Source organism: Sphingopyxis sp. (genome assembly GCF_035944815.1).
Lineage (GTDB): Bacteria > Pseudomonadota > Alphaproteobacteria > Sphingomonadales > Sphingomonadaceae > Sphingopyxis.
Genome location: NZ_DASZAU010000009.1, coordinates 221,770 through 243,141, shown reverse-complemented (window position 1 = coordinate 243,141; position 21,372 = coordinate 221,770). Strand labels below are relative to the sequence as shown.

Below are 21,372 nucleotides of genomic sequence, written 5' to 3'. Positions count from 1 at the left end.
TCTGACAAAGGAACCCCCATGCCTCCTTTCCACCTGCTCGGCGGCGAGATGCACGCCGAAGCGGTCTCGCTCGCGACGATTGCCGCGAACGTCGGAACCCCCGCCTATGTCTATTCGGCCGAGGCGCTGCGCACCGCCGCGCAGCGCTTTCGCACTGCGCTCGCCAGGGTACCGCGCAAGCAACTGATGTTCGCGGTCAAAGCGAACCCGTCGCTCGCGGTGCTGCGCATTCTCGCCGACCAGAATTATGGCGCCGATATCGTGTCGGGCGGCGAGCTCGACGCGGCCATGCGCGCCGGAATCGCGGCAAATCACATCGTCTTCTCGGGCGTTGGCAAGACCGCGCCCGAACTGATCGCGGGTCTCGATGCGGGAATCGGGCGCTTCAACCTCGAGCATGAGCGCGAGGGGCAGTTGCTGTCCACGCTTGCCGCACAGCGCAGCAGGCGCGCGCCTGCGCTGCTGCGCATCAACCCGGACGTCGATGCGAACACCCATGCGAAGATCACGACGGGGCGCAGCGACAGCAAGTTCGGCGTCCCGGTCGGCGAAGCGCTCGCCATGTACGACCGCCTCTCGGGGCTCCCCGGTCTCGACCTCCACGGCCTTGCCGTACATATCGGCAGCCAGATCACCGATCTCGCGCCGCTGGAAGCCGCCTATCGCAGGATTGGCGACCTGATCCGCGCGTTGCGCGCCAAAGGGCATCGCGTGTATCATGTCGATCTGGGCGGCGGCCTCGGCGTTTCTTATCGCCCGGGTCAGGATGACGCCGATGTCGAGGCCTATGGCGCGATGGTCGCAGCGGTGACGCGCGACTGGGACGCCACCCTGCTTTTCGAACCGGGCCGTTTTATCGCAGCGCGGGCGGGCGTCCTCCTTACGCGCATCCTGTGGGTGAAACCCGGCCGGGAGCACCCGTTCGTCGTGGTCGATGCCGCGATGAACGACCTCGCCCGCCCCGCGCTTTACGATGCCTGGCACGAATTTGCTGCCGTGCGTCCGTCGGGCAAGACCTTCTCCGCGAATATCGTCGGCCCGGTCTGCGAAACCGGCGACACTTTTGCGAAAGCCCGCGTGATCGACCGGGTCGACGAGGGCGATCTGGCGCTGTTTCATACCGCCGGCGCTTATGGCGCGGCCATGGCATCGACCTATAATTGTCGCCCGCTCGTCCCCGAGGTGCTCGTCGACCGCAATCGTTATGCGGTCATCGCCGAGCGCATCCCGGCGCACGAGGTCCGCAGGCAGCGGCTCGCACCGTGGATGCCCGACGTGCCCGATATGCACGCCGCCTGAAACCGCTGCCGCGTGGCGGGCCTGACGACATAGGCCGGCCACGCGAGCCGCACGCTCCGGAATGCCGGACTATGACTGGCCGAGACCGCAGTGCGCCTCCTCGAACAGGAGCTTCAGATCCTTTTTCAATATCTTGCCATTGGCATTCCGCGGCAGCGTCTCTGCCACGAAGCGCACCGCCACCGGCACCTTGAACGCCGCGAGCCGCGCTCGCACCCATTGCTGGAGTTCGGCTTCGGTCGCCGTCATGCCGGGGGCGAGATGGACGACCGCAGCTGGTTCTTCGCCCAGCGTGCGGTGCGGAATGCCGATGATCGCCGCGTCGGTTACGGCCGGATGTTCGTAGAGGGCATTTTCGACCTCGGACGAATAGATATTCTCGCCGCCGCGCAGCACCATGTCCTTGGCCCGGTCGACGATATAGACGAAGCCTTCTTCGTCGAGCCGCGCAAGGTCGCCGGTACGCACCCAGCCGTCCACGAAGGTTTCGGCGGTCGCCTCGGGCTTGTTCCAATAGCCCTTCACGATCATCGGTCCGCGCGCCCATAATTCGCCGACGGTCCCGACCGGCAGCACGGTCACGCCGTCGTCGGCGCGGATTTCGAGGTCGGCGACCGCGACCGGCGGCCCCGCACTCGTCGGGCGGTTGAGATAATCCTCCGACGAATGCGATGTCACCGTCGCCATCGTCTCGGTCATCCCCCAGCCGTTGCCGGGGAGCGCGCCAAACTCTTCATAGATGCGCTTGACAAGCTCGGGCGCCGACGGCGCCCCGCCATAAGCGATCGCCTCGAGCGACGAGAGGTCGTAGCGCGTGCGGTCGGGATGCTCGATCAGCTGCCAGGCGATCGTCGGCACGCCGCCGGTGACATTGACCTTCTCGCGCTCGATGATCTCCATCGCGCGCACCGCGTCCCATTTGTGCATGAAGATCGTCGTATGCCCTGCGGCCAGGCTGCCCATCAGGCTCGCCGAACAGGCGGTGACGTGGAACATCGGTATCACCGTCAATATCGTGCGCGGCGTCGGATCGGGCACCGGCTCGCCGCGACGCAGGAAGCTGCGCGCGGTGGCGAAGCCGCCCGACAGGATGTTGGTGAGCAGGTTGCGATGCGTGCCGAGTGCGCCCTTCGGATTGCCCGTCGTTCCGCTGGTGTAAAAGATCGTCGCATCATCGTCGCTGTCGAGATCGACCTGCGGCCGCTCGATGGGGTCGAGGTCGGCCCAGCCTGCCGGCGCGCCGACGATGTCCTCGAGCGCAGTTGTTCCCGCGACCGGCGCGGCGGCGCGCGCGACGATCCGGTGCGTGACCGCCGGCAGGTCGTCCAGATAGTCCGCAATGCGGTCGAGGCGCTCGCCATCGACGATCACCAGCTTGGCGCCCGAATCGCGGATGCCGTAAGCCAGCTCGGCGCCCGTCCACCAGGCATTGAGCGGCACCGCGATCGCACCGATCGTGACGATCGCGAAAAAGGCCATCGGCCATTCGGGGAGGTTGCGCATCGCCAGCGCCACCCGGTCGCCCTTCCCCACACCCATGCCCCGCAGCGCGCGCGCCAGCGTAGCGGTCGCCCGCCAGTTCGCTTCATAGGACACGCGCGCATCATCGAGGATCGTGAACATCCGGTCGCCATGCATCCGCGACAGGTCGAGCAGGGCGCCGAGGTCGTGCGGCGCATGTTTCCAGACCCGCGTTGGAATGCCCCGGATATCGAGCGTTTCCATTTCGAACTTCGTGCCCGGCGCGGTCAGCGCCGCCGTCGCATCGTCTAGCGACATTCGGGGCCAGGCGGGGTCGAGCGGAACGACGGCTTCGCTAACGGGATCGTTGGACAATCAGTCTCTCCATGATGGCGCGTCGTCGGGCCGCCGCGCCTTGTTCCTTCACGGAGGATCGATCTTGCCGCAGCAAAAGGCAAGGGCCGGTTCGGGTCCCCCCACCCGAACCGGCCCCAAAAAAATGGAGGCCGCACACAGGTGCGGCCTCCCGTCAATGCGCCAGCAAAGTGGCGAGACGGCCCTGTGCGCCATGCACCTCGACTTCGCCACCGCGCGACCGGCGGCGTTGCCACCATTCGGCGAGCAGTTCGGCGCAGCTATGGTCGATCGAGCGGAGACCCGACAGATTCATGCTGACGCGCCGGTCGGCGGGCAGCGCGTCCAGCGCCGATGACAATTTCGGCAGCGAGACGAAACTCGCCACGCCCGCGAGCCGCAGTTCATGCCCATGGTCGTCTTCCGTCTGGTCGACGTCCAGCTTGAGCCGCCGCATATTGGGGATGATCTCCACCAGCGACAGCGCGAGGCCGACGAGAACACCGGTCAGAAGGTCGGTTGCGACCACCATGACAAGCGTCGCCGCCCAGATCACCGCCGGCAGCGGGCCGTGCGATTTCAGCAGATGGCGTACATGACGCAGGCTGACCAGCTTCCAGCCGGTGACCACAAGAATCCCGCCGAGCGCCGCCATCGGAATCTGGCGCAGCAGCCACGGCAGTGCCGCAACCAGCGCCAAAATCCAGATGCCATGCAGCACCGCCGACATCCGCGTGACCGCACCCGCTTGGACGTTGGCCGAACTGCGGACGATGACGCCGGTCATCGGCAGCGCGCCGGCCGCACCGCACAGGAAATTGCCGACGCCCTGCGCCCGCAGTTCCTTGTTATAGTCGGTGCGGACGCCGTCGTGCATCCGATCGACCGCCGCCGCCGAGAGCAGGGTCTCGGCGCTGGCGATGAATGCGATCGCGATCGCCGTGACCATCAGCGTCGGGGTCAGCATCGCGCTGAGCCCCGCCATCGTCGGCGGCGCGATCGCCGCGGTGATCGATTCAGGCACATCGACGCGCGCCACGTTCAGCCCCGCGAATGACGCGATCAGCGTGGCGAGAACGACGCCGATCAAGGCGCCGGGCAACAAACGCAGCGCGGCGGGACGCAGCTTGTCCCAAAGCAGCGTGCAGCCGATTGCGACGAGGCCGATGAACAGGGCGGGGATGGCCGGACCGTCGAGACCGAGAACGCGGCCCGGAATCGCGACCAGATTTTCCAGCCCGCTGGCAAGCGGCCGGGCATCGAACAGGACATGGAACTGGCCGACGACAATCAGCACGCCGATACCCGCAAGCATCCCGTGGACGACCGCAGGCGAAATGGCGCGGAACCAGCCGCCCAGTTTCATCACGCCCGCCAGGAACTGGATCAGGCCGGCGACGACGAGGATCGGCCCGAGCGCCGCGAGACCATGGCGCTGGACGATTTCGAAGACAATGACCGCGAGGCCCGCCGCGGGGCCGCTGACCTGCAGCGGCGAACCCGCTAGCAGGCCGACGACAATCCCGCCGATGATGCCGGTGATGAGGCCCTTCTCGGGCGGCACGCCGGACGCGATCGCGATCCCCATACACAGCGGCATCGCGACCAGAAACACGACGACCGACGCGGTGAGGTCGCGCGCCAGCCAGTTGGAGGGGAGTTGCGAGACAGTCATGGATGTCACTCTGCGGCGACCAGCGGCAGCGTGTCGGCGGCGCGGCGCGGCCCGGCAGCGAGCGCCACCGGCAGCGGACGATCGTCGCGCATCGGCGTGAAGCGGCCCGTTTCGCCGTCGAGGCCAAGGACAGCGCCGGCGTGGATGTCGACAAACCAGCCATGCAGTGAGATTTCGCCGCGCGCGATGCCCAAGGCCACCGACGGATGCGTGCGCAGGTGCGCGATCTGGGCGACGATATTTTCCATCGCGACGATCCGCACGCGTTGATGGTCTTCGGCTTCGGGATAGCCTTCCGCCGCGACGCGCTGGGCGGCGTGCGAGTGGCGCAACCAGGCCGCGACATTGGGCATGGTGTCGAGGCTTTCGGGATGCACCAGCGCCTTCATCGCGCCGCAATCCGAATGGCCGCAGACGATGATGTCGCGCACGCCGAGCGCGAGCACGGCATATTCCACGGTCGACGACACACCCCCGTTTGCGGTCGCGAAGGGCGGTACGATGTTGCCCGCATTGCGGCAGACGAACAGATCACCCGGCTGCGCCTGCATGATATGTTCGGGCACCACGCGCGAATCCGCGCAGGAAATCATCAGCGCCTTGGGGCTTTGCCCGTCGGTCGCGAGTTTGGCGTACAGGTCCAGATTGCTGGGGAAAACCTGCTTTTCAAAATGGAAGACGCGTCCGATCAGCTCGTTCATTCCGATACTCCTTCGCTGGGGGGCGGACAGGACGAGGTCCCGGCCGTTGGAAGGAGGCAGATAATCGGCGTCGATTGCTGCGACGCAGCATGAATGTAAGGAATTATTGCTGGCGTGACACAGGCTTGGCAAAATTGCCCCGGGGCAAGGCGATTTCGGCGCGCAGGCCACCTTCGGCGCGATTGGTCAGGGTGAGCATCCCCGCCTCGCGCTCGACCATCCGCGACACGATCGCGAGGCCGAGGCCCAGCCCTTTGGTATTGCGGCTGCGGGCGGCGTCGAGCCGGACGAAGGGTTGCAGCACATCGGCAATGGATTCGGCTGGAATGCCGGGGCCGTTGTCCTCGACGCGCAGGATTATCCTCTCCGGATCGCAGGTCAGGCTGACTGCGACGTCTTCACCATAATGGATGGCGTTCTCGATCAGGTTGCCGACCGCGCGTTTGAATGCGTTGGGACGCAGCATCGCCACGAGATGATCGGGTCCTTCATAGCAGATCCGGTGACCATGATCGGTCATGTCGTCGACCAAGGTCGCGACCAGAACGGCAAGGTCGACGCGCATCGACGCTTCGGAATCCTCGTCGCCGCCAAGATAGGCGAGGACTGAGGCGATCATCTCCTCCATCTCCGCGATGTCGCGTTCGGATGAAACACGCAGATCCGCGTCGTTCGACCCGTCGATACGAAGCTGGAGCCGGGCGAGCGGGGTGCGCAAATCATGGCCGACGGCAGCGAGCGCCTGCGTGCGATCGGCGATCATCCGGCTGATCTGACCCTGCATCTGGTTGAACGCACGGATCAGGTGACGAACCTCGTTCGTCCCCTCTTCGCGCACGACCATGCTTTCCCCCTGCCCGATCCGTTCGATCGCGCTGCTCAGCGTCTTGAGCGGCCGCAAGGTCTGGCGAACGAGCAAACCGCCGAGCACGGCAAAGGCCAGCGCGGGGATCAACGCGAGCATGATACGGTTGAACTGAAGAGCCCAGCCGGTGACGAGGCCGTGCATCTTGAAATGAACCCACGAACCGTCCGACAGGATGATCTGTCCCGCAACGCTGTCGCCGCGGACCGGCGAGGCCAGCTGCAATTGCAGCCCCGAACTCGCGAGCGACGGCTCCCATTCGACGACCTGGTCGCGCATGTTACGCATGTCGGCAGCGAGCACGCGGCGTTCGGGCGCCAGTCGCTGCCAGTGCACCGTATAACGATCGGTGGAAAGATAGCTGGCGATCGCCGGCCTTTCCTCCTGCGGCCGTTCATCGATCAGCCGCTCGACGATCACGAGATGTTCGGCCAGCCGCCGCGCCTCGTCCTCCTTGATCGAAAACTCGCCGGCGCGCTCATAGAGGAGCGTGCTGACCGCGAATTCCATCGTCACCGTCAGCAGGATGATCCCGACGATGCGACCGATCAGTCCAAGCGACGGACGTGCGATCATCAAATCCGGTTGACGCTGGCGTTCAGCATATAGCCGACGCCCCGCACCGTGACGAACGGCGCCGGTCGATCATCGTCCGCCAGCTTGCGGCGCAGCCTGCTGACGAGAACGTCGATGCTGCGGTCGGAGGAATCGCCGATCCTCGTTCGCGACAATTCGATCAGGCGTTCGCGCGCGATCACGCGCAGCGGATGGCTCAAAAAGCTGGCGAGCAAATCGAACTCGGCGCCGGTCAGAGGAATCATCGCACCATCGCGCGAGAAGAGTTGGCGACGCGCGAAATCGACCGTCAGCCCGTCGAATTCAGCCCGGTGCGACGGGGTTTCGCGCCGCTCCTCAACCACGCCGCGACGCAGCACGGCGCGGACGCGCGCGACAAGCTCACGCGTTCCGAAGGGCTTCGCCAGATAGTCGTCCGCGCCCAGTTCGAGCCCCACGACACGGTCGGTTTCGCTGGCGCGTGCGCTGATGAAGATGATCGGCACACTGCTGCGCTGCCGGATCATCTTGCACAGGTCGATACCGCTGGTGCCCGGCAACATGATGTCGAGCAGGATCAGGTCGATCGGGCCAGCCTCAAAGGTCGCCCACATTTCGGCAGCTGTCGCGGCAGGCCGGACGATATAGCCATTTTCCTGAAGCGCCCGGGCGGTGAGCGTGCGGAGCGGCGGATCGTCTTCCACGAGGAGAACGGAGGGAGCGGTCATGGCGGGTTGGGGGAAATGGGACTGGGCGAGCGAGGGAGAGGAAAACATCCGCGCCGACGTAGGTAGCCATGAGTTAAGGTCAATGCCCATCAAACGCTTCATCGCAGAAGGATAACGCTTTATCGACACAGAAACAAAACGATACATCCGCCCGGCGATGCCGGGCGGCCCAGCAACATTTCATTACACTTGCGACAATCGGCCGCACGGTGTCGGCGCTAGATGCCCGCCAATCGCCCGGAGCCTTGGCTGTCGTCCCCGCAGCGGGCCCCTGCACATTTTTGGGAGTATGGCTGGTGCGCCTTTCATGTCTTGCCTTGGGCCTCACGGCGACGCTGCTGGCAGTACCCGCCGCCGCCACCGCTCCGTCGGTCCCGCGGCAACTTGCCAAGATGGATGCCGAACGCTTTCGTTCCGCAGCCACGCTTGACGACGATGACCTGGAGTTTTCGGCGATCATCTCGACACGCGACGGGTTTCGCAAGGAACGGCGCGTGAATGGTTCGACATGGGCCGACGGCCATGTCGAGGCGCATATCGACAAACGCACGGGCGACATCCGGTTCGAAGTGCATCAATCGCTACGGTATCGCGGCTCGCAACGCTTCTACGAGACGGTCCATTTCGAGGACCGCGATGGAAAACTCGTCGTACGCGCGCTGGACCGCGCACTGCGCGGCGACGACACCATGTGCCCGAACAGCGATTTCACGGGCGACTGCTCGCTGACGATGAAGCTTGTCTTCTCGGTCGACGAGGCGCTGCTCAAGACCGTCGCGGCGCGCGGCGAAAGCTGGGATCTCAAATTCAAGGGCCGACCCGATGGCGAAGACGACCTCCGGATCCGGATCGTCCCCGCCGAGATCGAAGGGCTGTTGCTGGCCGTCGGCGACTATCATGCGAGCATGGCGTCGCGGGCGAGCGATTGAGGCGCTCGTTTGCCAATCATGCTGCAAACCTGGTCGGCGATGCCGGTCAGCCAGCCCAATCGGCAAAAACGCGGTAAACGCCCGATCCATTGTTCCGCCGCACACGTCTTGGGAATGGCTCGAATTTCCTGTAGATTGCCGCCAGGCGAAGGAGAAGGCGCATGGCGGGCGGTCTGGCAATCGTGCTGAGCGGCGGCGGCGCAAAGGGCGCCTTCCAGGTCGGCGTCGTCCATGAACTGGTCGTCAACCGGGGCGTGCGGATCGACATTGTCGCCGGCGTTTCGACCGGCGCAATCCAGGCGCTCGGCGTGGCGCAGGACGATGTTCCCGGGCTGCTCGACGCCTGGCTCGGCATCCGGGGCAACAACTCGATCTACAAGGAACGCCCGCTCGGCGTCGTCGGCGGCATCCTCGGCGAGGATGCAATCTACGACGCGGCGCCACTCAAAAAATTGCTCAAGGACTTCGCCGACGAAACGAAGCTCGCGGCGAGCGGGCGCAAATTGCTGCTGGGTGTCGTCAACCTCGGCACCGGCACCTATCGCAGCATCGACGAAAGCGTGCCGGGTATCCATAATTGGGTCTACGCGAGCTGCGCCATGCCGCTGTTCTTCGACCCACTCAAGACGCGCGATAGCGCCGGCACGACCGAGCAATGGGTCGATGGCGGCGTGCGCGACGTGACCCCGCTGAGCGCCGCGCTCGAAATGAACCCGCGCGGCGTGATCGCGGTGCGCGCCTCGCCCGCTCCGCAACCGGGACCCGTGCGCACCTACAAGAATCTGATCAAGATCGGACTGCGCGCGGTCGATATATTGCAATCCGAAGTGTCGGCGAACGACCTGGCCGGCGCCGCGCTGATCAACGACCTGATCGCCGCGCGCGAGGCGCAGCTGCGTGCTCTCCAGAACGAGGGAATCGGGGGCGCGCAAGCGGCGCGCATCCTGCGCCCGCTGGACGTCCAGATCTCGCGCTATCGTTTTGCGCCGATCCGGATCATCGAACCCGAGGAGGAATATTCGGAAACGCTCGACTTCGATCCAGCGAAGATCCGCACCGCGATCGATGCCGGGCGGCGCGCGGTCGAGCGCGAATGGGATGCGCTCGAACCGCTGCTCAGCTGATCAGTCGGCGGTCACCTCGATCTCGCGCTGCTGGCGGATATCATCCGACGACGACCCTGCCATGATCCGGTACCGGCCCGGCACCACCACCCATTCGCCGCGTTCGGCATCGAATTTCGAGAAGGACCGGGGATCGAGCGTCACGGTCAGCGTTCGGCGCGCCCCCGGCGCCAGATCGGCCTTGGCAAAACCGCGGAGGGCAACCGGCGCGTCGCCGGTCGCCGGCGTCACCGGGGCGACGTAAAGCTGTGCCACCTCCTTGCCGGCGCGCTTGCCGTCATTGCGCAGCGTGATTTTGACCGGGAGCGCCTCCCCCCCCTTGACCCGCGCCGGTACCGACAGCCCCGAATAGGCGAAGCTGGTATAGCTTAGCCCGTGGCCGAAGGCGAAGAGCGGCTTCACGCCCTTTGCGACATAACCGCGATAACCGACGAGCAATCCTTCGGAATAGGGCGTCTTCGCACCCTTGAGGTTGACCGTGTCATCCCCGGTGCGCACCGGGAAGGTGACGGGCAGCTTGCCCGACGGGTTGACCTTGCCGGTCAGCACGTTCGCCAGCGCCGCGGCGCCGCCTTCGCCCGGCAGCCACATGTCGAGGATCGCCGGCGCCTTGTCCGCCCACGGCATGGTCATAGCGGCCCCGGCGTTCATGACGACCGCGGTCCGGGGGTTCGCGGCGACGACCGCCTCGACGAGCCGGTTCTGGTCGCCCGGCAGGTCGAGCGAGGTGCGATCATATCCTTCGCCCTCGGTCGTCGACGACGAACCGACGAACAGCACTACCGCGTCGGCCCCCCGCGCCGCCGCAACCGCCTCATCGAACGAGGGCAGCGGTTCGCGGATGCCAAAGCTCAGATATTCATAAGGCGTCTGGCCGTTCACATAGTCGAGGCGGATCGGATAGCTGCGGCCGGCTTCGAGCTCGACCGACACCGTCCGGCGCGGGATCGGGAAACCCAGCACGTCGCGGACATCGGGCTTCGACGCGCTTTCCTTGGACAGCACGGTCTTGCCGTCGAGGACAATTGTCGCGTTGCCCGTGCCACGCGTGCTGAATTCATAGGTGCCGCCCTTCTCGGGCCAGAACAGCCCTTCCCAGCGGAATGCCGCATAGCCGGTTACTTGCGGCCCCGCGATATTGCCGCTGATCCGCTTGAGGAAGCTGGTCGCGGTTTCGCGTTTCACCGGCTCGCCGCTCATGTCGGCAGTGGCGTAGTAGGTCGCTGCCAGACCTGTGACATTGCGATCGGCGCCGGGGCTGAACAATTTGGGGTTTGCGCCCGGCGGCGTCTCTTCATTGTCGACGCCGCGGGCGTAATCGATCTTCACCCCCGGCAGCGCCGCCTTGAGCGCCGCGAGCGGCGTGCTCGTCTCGAAGGGCACGACCGCCGAGCTTCCGCCGCCCTGAATGCGTACGACATCGGCGTTGGGACCGATGACCGCGAGCGACTTGATCGACGACGGAAGCGGCAGCACGCCGCTGTTCTTGAGCAGGACGATCGCTTCCTCGGCTGCGCTTTGCGCCAGAGCGGCATTGCGCGGCGTGGTTTCGGCGACCGGCCGTGCCACGCCGCGTTCGATCGCACCGCTGCGCACGATCAGCCGCACCATGCGGCGGGCATTGTCGTCGATTTGCGCCGCTGTGACCTTGCCCTCTTCGACGGCCTTTTTCAGCTTCGGCCCGAAATGGTTCGGCGGCCCCGGCATCTCGAGGTCCATGCCGGCGTTGACCGTCGTCGCGGTCGAATGGACCGCGCCCCAGTCGGACACGACAAAGCCCTTATAACTCCACTCGGTCTTGAGAAGGTCGGTGAGCAGCCATCGGTTCTCGGCTGCATGGCTGCCGTTGATCTTGTTGTACGACGCCATCACCGACCAGGGATCACCCTGTTTGATCACCGTCTCGAACGCCGGGAGGTAGATTTCGCGCAGCGTCCGCGGATCGACGACCGAGTCGACGATGAAGCGGTTGGTTTCCTGATTATTCGCGGCGAAATGCTTGAGCGAGACACCGATGCCGGCGCCCTGCGCGCCCTTCACATAGCCGAGCCCGATCTGGCCCGCGAGATAGGGGTCTTCGGAATAGGTTTCGAAATTGCGGCCCCAGCGCGGGGTGCGCACGATATTGACCGTCGGCGCGAGCAGCACGTCGGCGCCGTGCGCGAGCGTCTCCTTGCCGATCGCCGCACCGACCTTCGCCGCGAGATCGGGATTCCACGTCGCCGCCATTGCGACGCCGACGGGAAACACCGTCGCGGGCTTGCCATCGGGCGAACGCACGCCGGTCGGCCCGTCGGTCATGCGGATCGAGGGGATTCCCAGCCGCTCGATCGGGTTCAGCGTCATCGAGCTTTCACCTGCGAGCAGCAGGATCTTCTCGTCGAGCGTCAGCCGCCCCATCAGATCGTCCACCCGCGCATCGACCGGCGCTGATTTGTCCTTGTAGATCATATCCTGCGCCTGTGCGCCGGACAGCGCCACCGTGGAGGACAGCAATGTTGCCGCCAGATAGGCTGTCCGGCTCTTCATCACTTGATCTCCGCCAGATCCTTGGCCGTCGCGGCAAGCATCTCGTCGGTGATCTTGCCGTTCGAATAGGGCTGGAGCTGCGTCAGGCTGATCGCCTTGAACATCTCATATTCGGGCAGCGCGATCATGCCGGGGAAATGCTTTTCGATCACCGCCTTGCCCTTTTCGTCGGCGACGATGTCCTGCAGCGGGGTGTCGAGGTTGAACTTCGCATCGCTTGCCGGCGCGGCATCGGTTGCGGGCGCGGGAGCCGCAGGCGCTGCGTCGGTGCCTTGGGCGAAAGCGGGAGCGGCGGCCATCAACGCCGCAACAAATATGGCAGTTTTCATATTACTTCTTCCTTTTGAAGATCGGCGACCATCGCTTCTCTGATCAGATATTTCTGGACCTTCCCCGTCACCGTGGTGGGGAATTCGCCGACGATACGCACGTATCGCGGGACTTTATAGTGGGCGATCCGGCCGCGGCAGAACTCGCGCATATCCTCGGCGCTAGCCTCCGCGCCGGGCTTCAGACGCACCCAAGCGCACAGCTCTTCGCCCATGCGCTCATCGGGGATGCCGACCACCGCGACATCCTCGACCGCGGGATGGCGATACAGATAATCCTCGACCTCGCGCGGATAGATATTCTCGCCCCCGCGGATCACCATGTCCTTCAGGCGCCCGACGATATTGCCATAGCCTTCGGCGTCGATCGTCGCGAGGTCGCCCGAGTGCATCCAGCCGTCGTCGTCGATCGATTCCATCGTCCGCTGCGGTTCGTCCCAATAGCCGATCATCACCGAATAGCCGCGCGTGCAAAGCTCGCCGGGTTCGCCCGAGGGAACGATATTGCCATCGGCGTCGACGATCTTGCATTCGAGATGCGGCTGCACACGGCCGATCGAGCCGACACGGCGCTCGAACGGATCATCAGGCGCGGTCTGGAAGCTCACCGGGCTGGTCTCGGTCATGCCATAGGCGATCGTCACGTCGCGCATGTTCAGCCGCTCGACGACCTGCCGCATCAACGGTTCGGGACAGATCGCGCCGGCCATGCAGCCGGTGCGGAGCGAAGAAACGTCGAAGTCGTCGAAGCGCGGATGCGCGAGCACCGCGATGAACATCGTCGGTACCCCGTAAAGCGACGTGCAGCGTTCGGCCTCGACCGCGCGCAGCACCGCTTCGGGATCGAAGCCCTCCGACGGATAGACCATCGCCGCGCCGTGGGTGATGCTGGCCAGATTGCCCATCACCATGCCGAAGCAATGATAGAGCGGCACGGGGATGCAGATGCGGTCGCCCTCGCCCAGCCCCTGCGTCCGGCCGACGAAATAGCCGTTGTTGAGGATATTGCGGTGGCTGAGCGTCGCGCCCTTCGGCAGGCCGGTGGTGCCGCTGGTGAACTGTATGTTGATCGCGTCGTTCGGATCGAGCGTCGGACCGATGGCGGCAAGGCGCTGACGCTCGGCATTCGTCCCGCGATCGGCGACGTCATCGAAGCGCAGCCAACCCGGGCGCATCTCCGCACCGACAAGGATCAGCGAGCGCAGGGTCGGCAGGCGTTCGGCGCGAAGCTGGCCGGGGGTGCTTGCGGCGACTTCGGGCGCGAGTTCCTCGATCATCGCCGGATAGTCGCTCGTCTTGAAGCTGGTCGCGGCAACGAGTGCCGACAGCCCGACCTTGTTGATCGTATATTCGACCTCGGACAGGCGATAGGCAGGGTTGATCGTGACGAGGATCAGCCCCGCGCGTGCGGCAGCGAACTGGGTCAGCGTCCATTCGGCGCAATTCGGCGCCCAGATCCCGATCCGGTCGCCGGGGTTCAGCCCGAGCGCAAGCAGGCCGGCGGCAAGGGCATCCGACCGTTCGAGAAGCTCGGCGAAGCTCCAGCGGATGCCCTGCCCGACCGCGACCAGCGCATCGCTGGTGCCCCAAAGATCGGCAGCACGCGCGAGCGCTTCACCGATCGTATGTTCGATCAGCGGCGGTTCGCTCGCACCCGTGACATGGCTTGTCATTTTACCGGAGCCTCGCATGCGAAGCTCGCGGCATCGTCGGTCGATCCCTTGCCGTCCCATTTTGCCACCTTGGGGAATGCACAGAGCGGCCGCGTCCGCCCGGCCTTTGCCGGAAGGCCGATATAGGCGAACAGATCGTTGTCATATTTGGTCGCGATGATCCGTTCAGGCGCGGGGCCGCCCTGCCGCCAGCCGTCGAGCGCCGTCAGCGGATCGAAGTTGTTCGGCCCGGGACCTGCAAGGCAGTGCGACATGCCGGGGACCATGAACAGGCGAACCGAAGTCGCGGCAGCTTTCGGGTTGGCCGCGACCAGACGCCCATAATAATCGACCGTATTCTGCGCCGGAATCCCGGCATCGTTCCAGCCATGATAGAGGATCAGCTTGCCGCCGCGCTCGTAGAAAGCGCGAAGGTCGGTGCTGTCGGCATCGAGGTCGCCGCCGACACGCGCCTTCGCCAGCGCATAGTCGCGATCGAGGTCGAAGTCCGACAGCTGCCAGTCGGGATTGGCGTGGACGAAATAGCGGAAGAAGGCGGTACCGAACTTCACATGCTGCGACGTCTTGCCGGTCAGCCATTGCGACCAGGTGCCCGCCTCGGCCTCGGCGCCGGGTGCGAAACCGGGGTAGAAGCTCTTGCCGTCGGCACTCTTCGGACCTTCGTAGAACAGCTTTGCGGTCGCAACTTCGCCGGGCGTCAGGCAATCGGCGCCCTCGCCGCCCTTGCATGCAAGCTTTGCGGGGTCGAAATCACACGCGCGCGGGTCGTCGATCACGCCGTCCTTGACGCCGTCGAGTGCATCGCACGCCCCCAGCGATGCCGCCTGAAGCAGCTTCAGCTTCGCCATCGAGAGGTCGCCGCCGGGTTTGTTCGCGGCAACGGCATTGTTCGCAAAGGCGCTCGCCATGCGCGTCCACGGCATCGCCGGGGCGCCCGCGATGATTGCGTCATAATCGGCAGGATACCGCTGCGCGAGCGTCAGAGCCTGCCGGCCGCCGTCCGAGCAGCCGTGAAAATAGCTCGCCGCGAGCGGGTTTTCGTAGAAGGCGGCGATCACCTGTTTGGCGGTCTCGGCGCCGACATGGTTCGCGCGCCAACCATAGTCGCGCACCTTTTCGGGCGCGTTGAGCGCCCAGCTTGCGTCGACGTCGGCTTCACTGAAATGCCCCATGTCGGTGCCGACCGCAGCATAGCCCTTTTGCACCGCTCCGCGCATCAGCAGCGACGGGAGCAGCATGTTCGCGCCGAAGCCGCCATTGCCCGCGCCGAGCAGCTTGCCGTTCCATCCCGCGCGCTCGGGCAACCACACCTCGACCTTGATCGACGATCCCGGCACCGGCGACAGCGTCGCCTGTACCCGGCAGAAGGCGGCGGGTGCCGGCAGGCCGGGTTTGCCCGCCTCCAGATTGACCATCGCACCGCCCGCGAGCGAGGTCGCGGCGTCGATCTTGCCGTCCTTCAGCGCCAAGCCGGTCAGCGCCTCGCAGCTGCCGATTTTTTGCACGGCGGGCGTCGGCGCGGGTGCCGGCTCGTTCGCGGTACAGCCCGCGAGCAGCGATCCGCCGGCGAGCAGGAGGAGCGATGCGGTCCTCATTTGCCGACCAGTCCCCGACCGCGCATCCATGTCGCCAACGCGTCGGTCCATGCGTCGCTCGGTTTGCCGCTTTTCTTCATGCCGAAACCATGGCCTCCGCTCTCGTAAGTTACGATCGTGCTACTTGCGCCCGCCGCCTTCCACGCCGCAGCGAGACGGACGCTGTCGTCATAGGCGAGCTTGTCGTCCTTCGCCGCCGCGACGAACAGCGGCGGCGCCTTCCTCGGCACCGCGATCGTATCGGGGAGCAGGCCAGGATAGATAGCGATCGCGAAATCGGGTCGGCTCGCGGGCTTGTTCGCCGCTAGCGTCCATACCGTCACCGCACCGCCCGCCGAAAAGCCCATCAGCCCGACGCGGTTCGATTTGATGCCATAGCGGGCCGCATTCTTGCGCACCCATTTCACGGCATTCTCGCCGTCAGCGGTCGCGAGCGGACGCAGCGGCTCGACCGCCGTGCGCAACGAAGGGAGATTGGCAAGATAACGCATCATCTGGAGCGGAAAATCCGCGCCGGTTTCGAGCAGCCGATATTTGAGCACAAAGGCGGTGACGCCCTGGCTGTTCAGCCATTTCGCGACCGCCTCACCCTCATTGTCGATCGACAGCATGTGAAAGCCGCCACCGGGCGCGACGATCACCGCAGTGCCATTGGGCTTGTCGGCAACATAAGGGGTCAGCGTCGCGTCGGACACGTTGCGAACGATCGTCCCGAACGCCCCGCTCTCGCGCACTTCCTTCGAGGTCGCTGGCACCGGGTCCGACGACAGACGGATCACCTCCCACGCACAGGCTGGGATCGCAACGATGGCGAGCGCGCCGGCGATGACGGCAGAGAGGCGCATGGTCGTGACTTTCATTATTTTCCGTTCCGTGCGGCGGCGATGGCGGTGAGCGCAGGCGTGGTTGCCGGTGCCATGGCGGTTGCCTCGATACCCATCGACAGCAGTTTAGGCGCGCCGGGATCGAGCCGGCCCCATGCGGGCAGTCCGCTGCCGTTCGGGTCGCCGGTCTTCGCGAAATTGGTCCAATAGTCGCCGAGCTGTTTCGCCGCCGCGCGGTCGGATGCCGTTGCATCGGCGGACAGATTGCCGAACTGGAACGCAACATCCGACGCGTGCACCGCGCCGACGTCGGGTTTGCGCTGCGCCTCGGCGACATAGCCGAAACGATAGAGGAAGGTCGGCGCCCCGGCGCGCGCCTGCAATCGCCCGAACGCCAGCGCCGGTTCGGCGAACATCGCGTCGCCGCCAAGCCGCCGGTTCGCTTCGTCTTCGCTCGCATAAGACGCTTTGACAGCGACGGCGGCGGCACCCAGCGACTTTTCGACCGGGCCATTGACCATCGCGCGGAACGGCGCGGGGATGAAGCCGAGTTCGTCGTCGTTGCTGCCGATGATATAGGGAATGCGCGCCTGCTTGCCCTCGGCAAAGATCGTCTCCGCGCCCGCGGGAACGATCGTCCCGTCGGTCATCGGCCCCGAATAGCGATCCTCTTCCTTGCTCATCAGCGCGACGCTGCCGAGGACCGTTTCGGCAGGCAGCGCACGCAGCGCCGCCACATCGGCGGCGCCTGCACGAGTTGCGAAGACCTGCCCCTTCGCCTGTGCGTCGGCCAGCGTCGGCCAGTCGTCGCGGCCGCCGCCCGAGGCGACGATCGCGCGCGCGAACAGGCCCTTTGCAGCTGGCGATGCCATCAGGCGCGACACCGATTCCCCACCGGCGCTTTCACCAAAGATCGTGACCTTCGAAGGATCGCCGCCAAAGGATGCGATGTTGCGCTGAACCCATTTGAGCGTGGCGATCTGGTCCATCAGCCCCCAGTTGCCGCCCTGCCCCAATGCCGGGTGCGCAAAGAAGCCGAAGCGGCCGAGGCGGTAGTTGAAACTGACGATTACGACACCGCGCCTGGCAAGCAGGGCACCGTCGGTTTCGGGCAGTGTGCCCGATCCGCCGACGAAACCGCCGCCATGGATCCAGACCATCACGGGCAGCTTCGCACCCTTGGCGGGCTTCGGCGTCCAGACGTTGAGCGTCAGGCAATCCTCGCTCATCGGCCGCGATCCGGGCTGAACGCCCGGAAGCGGGTTTTGCATGCAGTCGGGGCCGTAAGCAGTTGCGTCGCGTGGCGTCGTCCACGGGACAGCAGGCGCGGGTGCGCTCCAGCGCAGGGCGCCGACCGGGGACGCAGCGAAGGGAACACCCTTGAACGACGCCACGCCATCGGTCGTCGCCCCGGCCACGGCGCCGCTGTCGATGGTCACCTGCTGCGCCGCGACCGGCGAAGCCAGCAGCGCCGTCGAAACCAATATGCCGCGGATCATTGCGCGCCTCCGGTGATGAAGATGAAACGGCCGGGGCCGGTACGATAGATCGAATAACCCTGATCCTCGCGGACCGGGCTGGCGCCGGGCGGCGCCGTAACGACGCCAAAGTGTTTCGGCACCCAGATTTCGCCCGTCGTGTTCGCCGGCACCTCGGCGGTCAGCGTCAGCCTCCCCCCCTCGACCTTCCAGCCCGAGAAGGCGCGGCCGTGGACGCTGTCCATCGCGGCTTCGGCGCTCGCGAGACCGTCAGGGATGGCAGGCTTCACCAGCACCAGCTTGTATCCCGGCGCACCAGGGCGAAGGCCCGCGAGCCGCTGGCGCATCCAGTCGGCGATCGACGCGAAATAATGATGGTCGCGCGAGCGGCTGTTCAGGCTCCACGTCTCGAACATCGTCGAGTGACCGTTGTCGATCCACCAACCCCAGCTCGGCTCGTCGGTGCGCGTCGCGACGCGATAGGCAAGGTTGGCGTGGCCATAGTCGCTCAGGATTTCGAGCAGGTAACGCGCGCCATAGACGCCCGTGCGCAGCCCCTGCTTGTCGACATCGCGCGCGATCGTATCGGCGACACCCTGTTCGCGGCCCGGTGGCACCATGCCGAATGCGAGCGGCAGAATATTCTGCACCTGCGTGGCGGAGCCGGCGACGCCCTTGGCATCGACCGTGCGATACCAGCCATTCGCTGCATCCCAATAGCGCGCATTATAGGCCGCGCGAATGTCGCTCGCGAGTTTCGTATAGCGCGCCGCATCATCAGCCTTGCCAACGATCGCCGACGATTTGGCGAGCAGATCGGCCTGATGGAAGAAATAGGCTGTCGTCACCGCGTCGATCCCGCCGCCGCGCGCGTTGCTATAGTCCATGCCGCCCGCCGACGCCCATTCGGAGAGCCCGGCCGACCGTTTGAAATCGGGCGCCTTTATAAAGGTCGCGGTGTAATCAACGAGCCGGCGCTGCATCTCCTGATTGTCGGCGAGGATGCGCGTATCGCCCGTGGTCGCGTAAAGCTCCCACGGCAGGATCATCACCGCAGCATCCCACGGCGTCGTCGGCCCCCAGATGACGTTCCAGCCGGGGGTGTTTTCATAGCCATAGAAGGGCGTCGTCGGCGCAATCTCGGGCACCTCGCCCTTGTCCGACTGGGCATCGCGGAAATCGGCGAGCCATTTGGTCCAGACGCGCGCGACGTCGAGGCTGCGCGCTGCTGCGCCCGCCGACGCCTGCGCATCGCCGCTCCAGCCATTTTTTTCATAGGTCGGCGTGTCGGTCTGGAAACCGTGGAGATTGTTGAGGATCGACGCGATCGCGGCTTGATCGATCTGGTTCAGCAGCGGATCGGCGCTCGTAAAGTTGCCGGTGCGTGCGACCGCCGAATGGACGATGCGCGCGGTCAGCGCACCCTCGGGCGGGGTCGCGGGGAAGCCATCGACCTGCACATAGCGGAAGCCGCGATAGCCGAAGCGGGGCTCCCATTGCTCCACGCCCTTGCCCGCGAGCGTATAGCGGTCGGTCTGGAGCTGTGCGTCGATCAGGCCCGCGGCGGGAACGACCTTGCCGTCGTCGGCGATACGCTCGCTCGCGATCATCGACACGGTGCGCCCGCGCGGGCCGCTGAGCTTCAGCACCGGCCAACCCGCAACGATGCGGCCAAAGTCATAGACATGCACGCCGGGGGCGACCTCTTTCACCGCGACGGGCGCAATATCGTCTACCGGTTCGATCGCTTCGGCATTGGCGGCAACAAGCTGTCCCGTCGGTCCGGCGACGACCGGTGCGACCTGCCATTTGCGGTCACGGAAACCTGCGCGATCCCAGCCCGCCGGCACCAGCCGCGCGTCGAAGCGCTCGCCGCGATGCACCGAGTCATTCAGCGTCGGACCCGACACCGTGCGCCAGCTTCCGTCAGTCGCAATGGTTTCGCGCGTGCCGTCGGAGTAGGTAACTTCGAGCTGCGCCTTGAGCGCAGGTTCGGCGTGCCAAGGCGCGGCATGGAAATACCATTCATTGGGGTCGGTCAGCCCGTACCAGCCGCGACCGAGTTCGGCGCCGATCACATTTTCGCCCCGGCGCAGCAAGGACGTGACATCCTGCGTGTAAGCGAGCACGCGCTTGTCATAGGCGGTGTAGCCGGCGCCGAGCGACGAGCCGACGATAGTGCCGTTGATCGACAGGCGCGGCATGCCTGCCCCGGCGTAATAGAGGCGCGCGCTCGCAACCGGCTTGGCAAGACGAAAGGCCCGGCGAACCAGCGGCGCGGGCGCTTCGATCGGCAGCACCAGATCGACGCCCGGCACGCCGCTGGCGACCGCCAGCCCGTCCTTCGCCACGCTGCCGCCGGTGAAGGGATTGTCGCCGTCCGCGAAGTCGAACGCGACCGCGGGGCTTTGCGTGCCCGATACGCGGACCGAGTGGACGGTGGCGGCAGCAGCTTCCTTGCCGGCAAAGCCGATTGTGCCATGCTTGTGCGTATCATTGTCAACCGTCGCGACGACGGCGCCGTCGATCCGCGTGACGATCCGGCCGCCTTCGGCTCGGATCGACAGCGCGATGCGGCGCCCCTTGAGTGGAACTCCAAGCTTGACCTGCCCCAGCCGCTCCATCTTGATCGCCGAACTCGTGCCGCCGGGATAGCGGCGGATCGTCTGGATCAGCTCGGGCCCGTTCTTGTCGTCGGCGAGCGTCCAGACATAGGCGTCGCCATAGGTTTTGCCGTTGGGAAGCGCGCGGAACAGTATGTCGATGGCTTTGCCGGTCAGCGTCAGGTCGGCGTCGAGCGTCAGGTCGCCCCAGTCATGGTCGCGGCGCTCAGGCCCCGAAATCCATTTGGCCTGCCAGTCGGATGCAGCGAGCAGGCCGGTTTCCCACCAGGCGGGCGCGCTCCAGTCCGAGACCTTCCCCTCGGCATCCCATACCTGCACCTGCCACCAATAGCGCTGGCGCGATGCGAACGCCGGCCCCGCATAGGCAATCTGGACATTATCCGCCGACGCAACCTTGCCGCTGTCCCACAGCGGCGTGCGTTCAAGATCGGCTTCGGAGGTCGCGACGCGGATACGGTATGCGCTCTGCCGCGCCACCGGCGAACGCCAGGCAAGCCGCGGCGCCGCCGTATCGAGCCCCAGCGGCGCTACGGCATATTCGGTCCTGAGCTCCGCCGGGGCCTGATCGGCAGCCAGTGCAGGCGAGGTCGCCAGGCCGACGGCCGCGAGCGCACCCAGCAACAGGCCTC

General features: G+C 65.7%; 15 protein-coding genes. 3 read left to right on the top strand and 12 right to left on the bottom strand.

Features of this window, described 5'->3' with window-relative positions:
• The first annotated feature begins 18 nt into the window (after positions 1-18).
• Positions 19-1,299, top strand: coding sequence for a diaminopimelate decarboxylase (lysA, locus tag VGU00_RS12035; protein WP_327468775.1), 1,281 nt, complete (start codon positions 19-21; stop codon positions 1,297-1,299).
• 69 nt (positions 1,300-1,368) lie between these two features.
• Here the strand turns inward: lysA and VGU00_RS12030 are convergent, their stop codons facing one another.
• From VGU00_RS12030 to VGU00_RS12010, 5 genes are all read right to left on the bottom strand, one after another.
• Positions 1,369-3,078 carry a class I adenylate-forming enzyme family protein gene (locus VGU00_RS12030; RefSeq protein ID WP_327469827.1) on the bottom strand — a complete coding sequence of 570 codons (1,710 nt, stop codon included), beginning with the start codon at positions 3,076-3,078 and terminating at the stop codon, positions 1,369-1,371.
• 211 nt (positions 3,079-3,289) lie between these two features.
• A complete protein-coding gene (locus VGU00_RS12025) occupies positions 3,290-4,789 on the bottom strand; it encodes a SulP family inorganic anion transporter (protein WP_327468773.1) in 1,500 nt (499 codons plus the stop codon).
• Between the two features lie 5 nt (positions 4,790-4,794).
• Entirely contained in the window at positions 4,795-5,490 is a 696-nt protein-coding gene (locus VGU00_RS12020) for a carbonic anhydrase (RefSeq protein WP_327468771.1), read from the bottom strand.
• A gap of 103 nt (positions 5,491-5,593) precedes the next feature.
• On the bottom strand, positions 5,594-6,931 hold the full coding sequence (locus VGU00_RS12015) for an ATP-binding protein (RefSeq protein WP_327468769.1): 1,338 nt from the start codon (positions 6,929-6,931) through the stop codon (positions 5,594-5,596).
• The gene (locus tag VGU00_RS12010) at positions 6,931-7,638 is read right to left on the bottom strand and encodes a response regulator transcription factor (protein ID WP_327469825.1); all 708 of its coding nucleotides are present in this window, start codon (positions 7,636-7,638) and stop codon (positions 6,931-6,933) included. Before VGU00_RS12010 ends, VGU00_RS12015 begins: the two co-directional genes overlap by 1 nt.
• A gap of 317 nt (positions 7,639-7,955) precedes the next feature.
• Between VGU00_RS12010 and VGU00_RS12005 the strand changes: the two genes are divergently transcribed.
• A complete protein-coding gene (locus VGU00_RS12005; protein ID WP_327468767.1) occupies positions 7,956-8,567 on the top strand; it encodes a hypothetical protein in 612 nt (203 codons plus the stop codon).
• A 161-nt stretch (positions 8,568-8,728) separates the two neighbouring features.
• Complete coding sequence (locus VGU00_RS12000) at positions 8,729-9,691, top strand: patatin-like phospholipase family protein (RefSeq protein WP_327468765.1); 963 nt, start codon at positions 8,729-8,731, stop codon at positions 9,689-9,691.
• Here the strand turns inward: VGU00_RS12000 and VGU00_RS11995 are convergent, their stop codons facing one another.
• From VGU00_RS11995 to VGU00_RS11965, 7 genes are read right to left on the bottom strand one after another with little or no spacing between them, the layout of a single operon-like run.
• Positions 9,692-12,220 carry a beta-glucosidase gene (locus VGU00_RS11995; protein ID WP_327468763.1) on the bottom strand — a complete coding sequence of 843 codons (2,529 nt, stop codon included), beginning with the start codon at positions 12,218-12,220 and terminating at the stop codon, positions 9,692-9,694.
• Positions 12,220-12,549 (bottom strand): hypothetical protein, encoded by a 330-nt coding sequence (locus tag VGU00_RS11990; RefSeq protein WP_327468761.1) that lies wholly within the window; start codon positions 12,547-12,549, stop codon positions 12,220-12,222. Before VGU00_RS11990 ends, VGU00_RS11995 begins: the two co-directional genes overlap by 1 nt.
• Positions 12,546-14,222 (bottom strand): AMP-binding protein, encoded by a 1,677-nt coding sequence (locus VGU00_RS11985; RefSeq protein ID WP_327468759.1) that lies wholly within the window; start codon positions 14,220-14,222, stop codon positions 12,546-12,548. The genes VGU00_RS11990 and VGU00_RS11985 overlap by 4 nt, the downstream gene beginning before the upstream one ends.
• Entirely contained in the window at positions 14,219-15,817 is a 1,599-nt protein-coding gene (locus VGU00_RS11980) for a tannase/feruloyl esterase family alpha/beta hydrolase (RefSeq protein ID WP_327468758.1), read from the bottom strand. The genes VGU00_RS11985 and VGU00_RS11980 overlap by 4 nt, the downstream gene beginning before the upstream one ends.
• Positions 15,814-16,677 carry an alpha/beta hydrolase gene (locus VGU00_RS11975; RefSeq protein ID WP_327468756.1) on the bottom strand — a complete coding sequence of 288 codons (864 nt, stop codon included), beginning with the start codon at positions 16,675-16,677 and terminating at the stop codon, positions 15,814-15,816. The genes VGU00_RS11980 and VGU00_RS11975 overlap by 4 nt, the downstream gene beginning before the upstream one ends.
• Positions 16,677-18,140, bottom strand: coding sequence for a carboxylesterase/lipase family protein (locus VGU00_RS11970; RefSeq protein ID WP_327468754.1), 1,464 nt, complete (start codon positions 18,138-18,140; stop codon positions 16,677-16,679). Before VGU00_RS11970 ends, VGU00_RS11975 begins: the two co-directional genes overlap by 1 nt.
• Entirely contained in the window at positions 18,137-21,364 is a 3,228-nt protein-coding gene (locus tag VGU00_RS11965) for a family 78 glycoside hydrolase catalytic domain (RefSeq protein WP_327468752.1), read from the bottom strand. The genes VGU00_RS11970 and VGU00_RS11965 overlap by 4 nt, the downstream gene beginning before the upstream one ends.
• Positions 21,365-21,372: the final 8 nt, after the last annotated feature.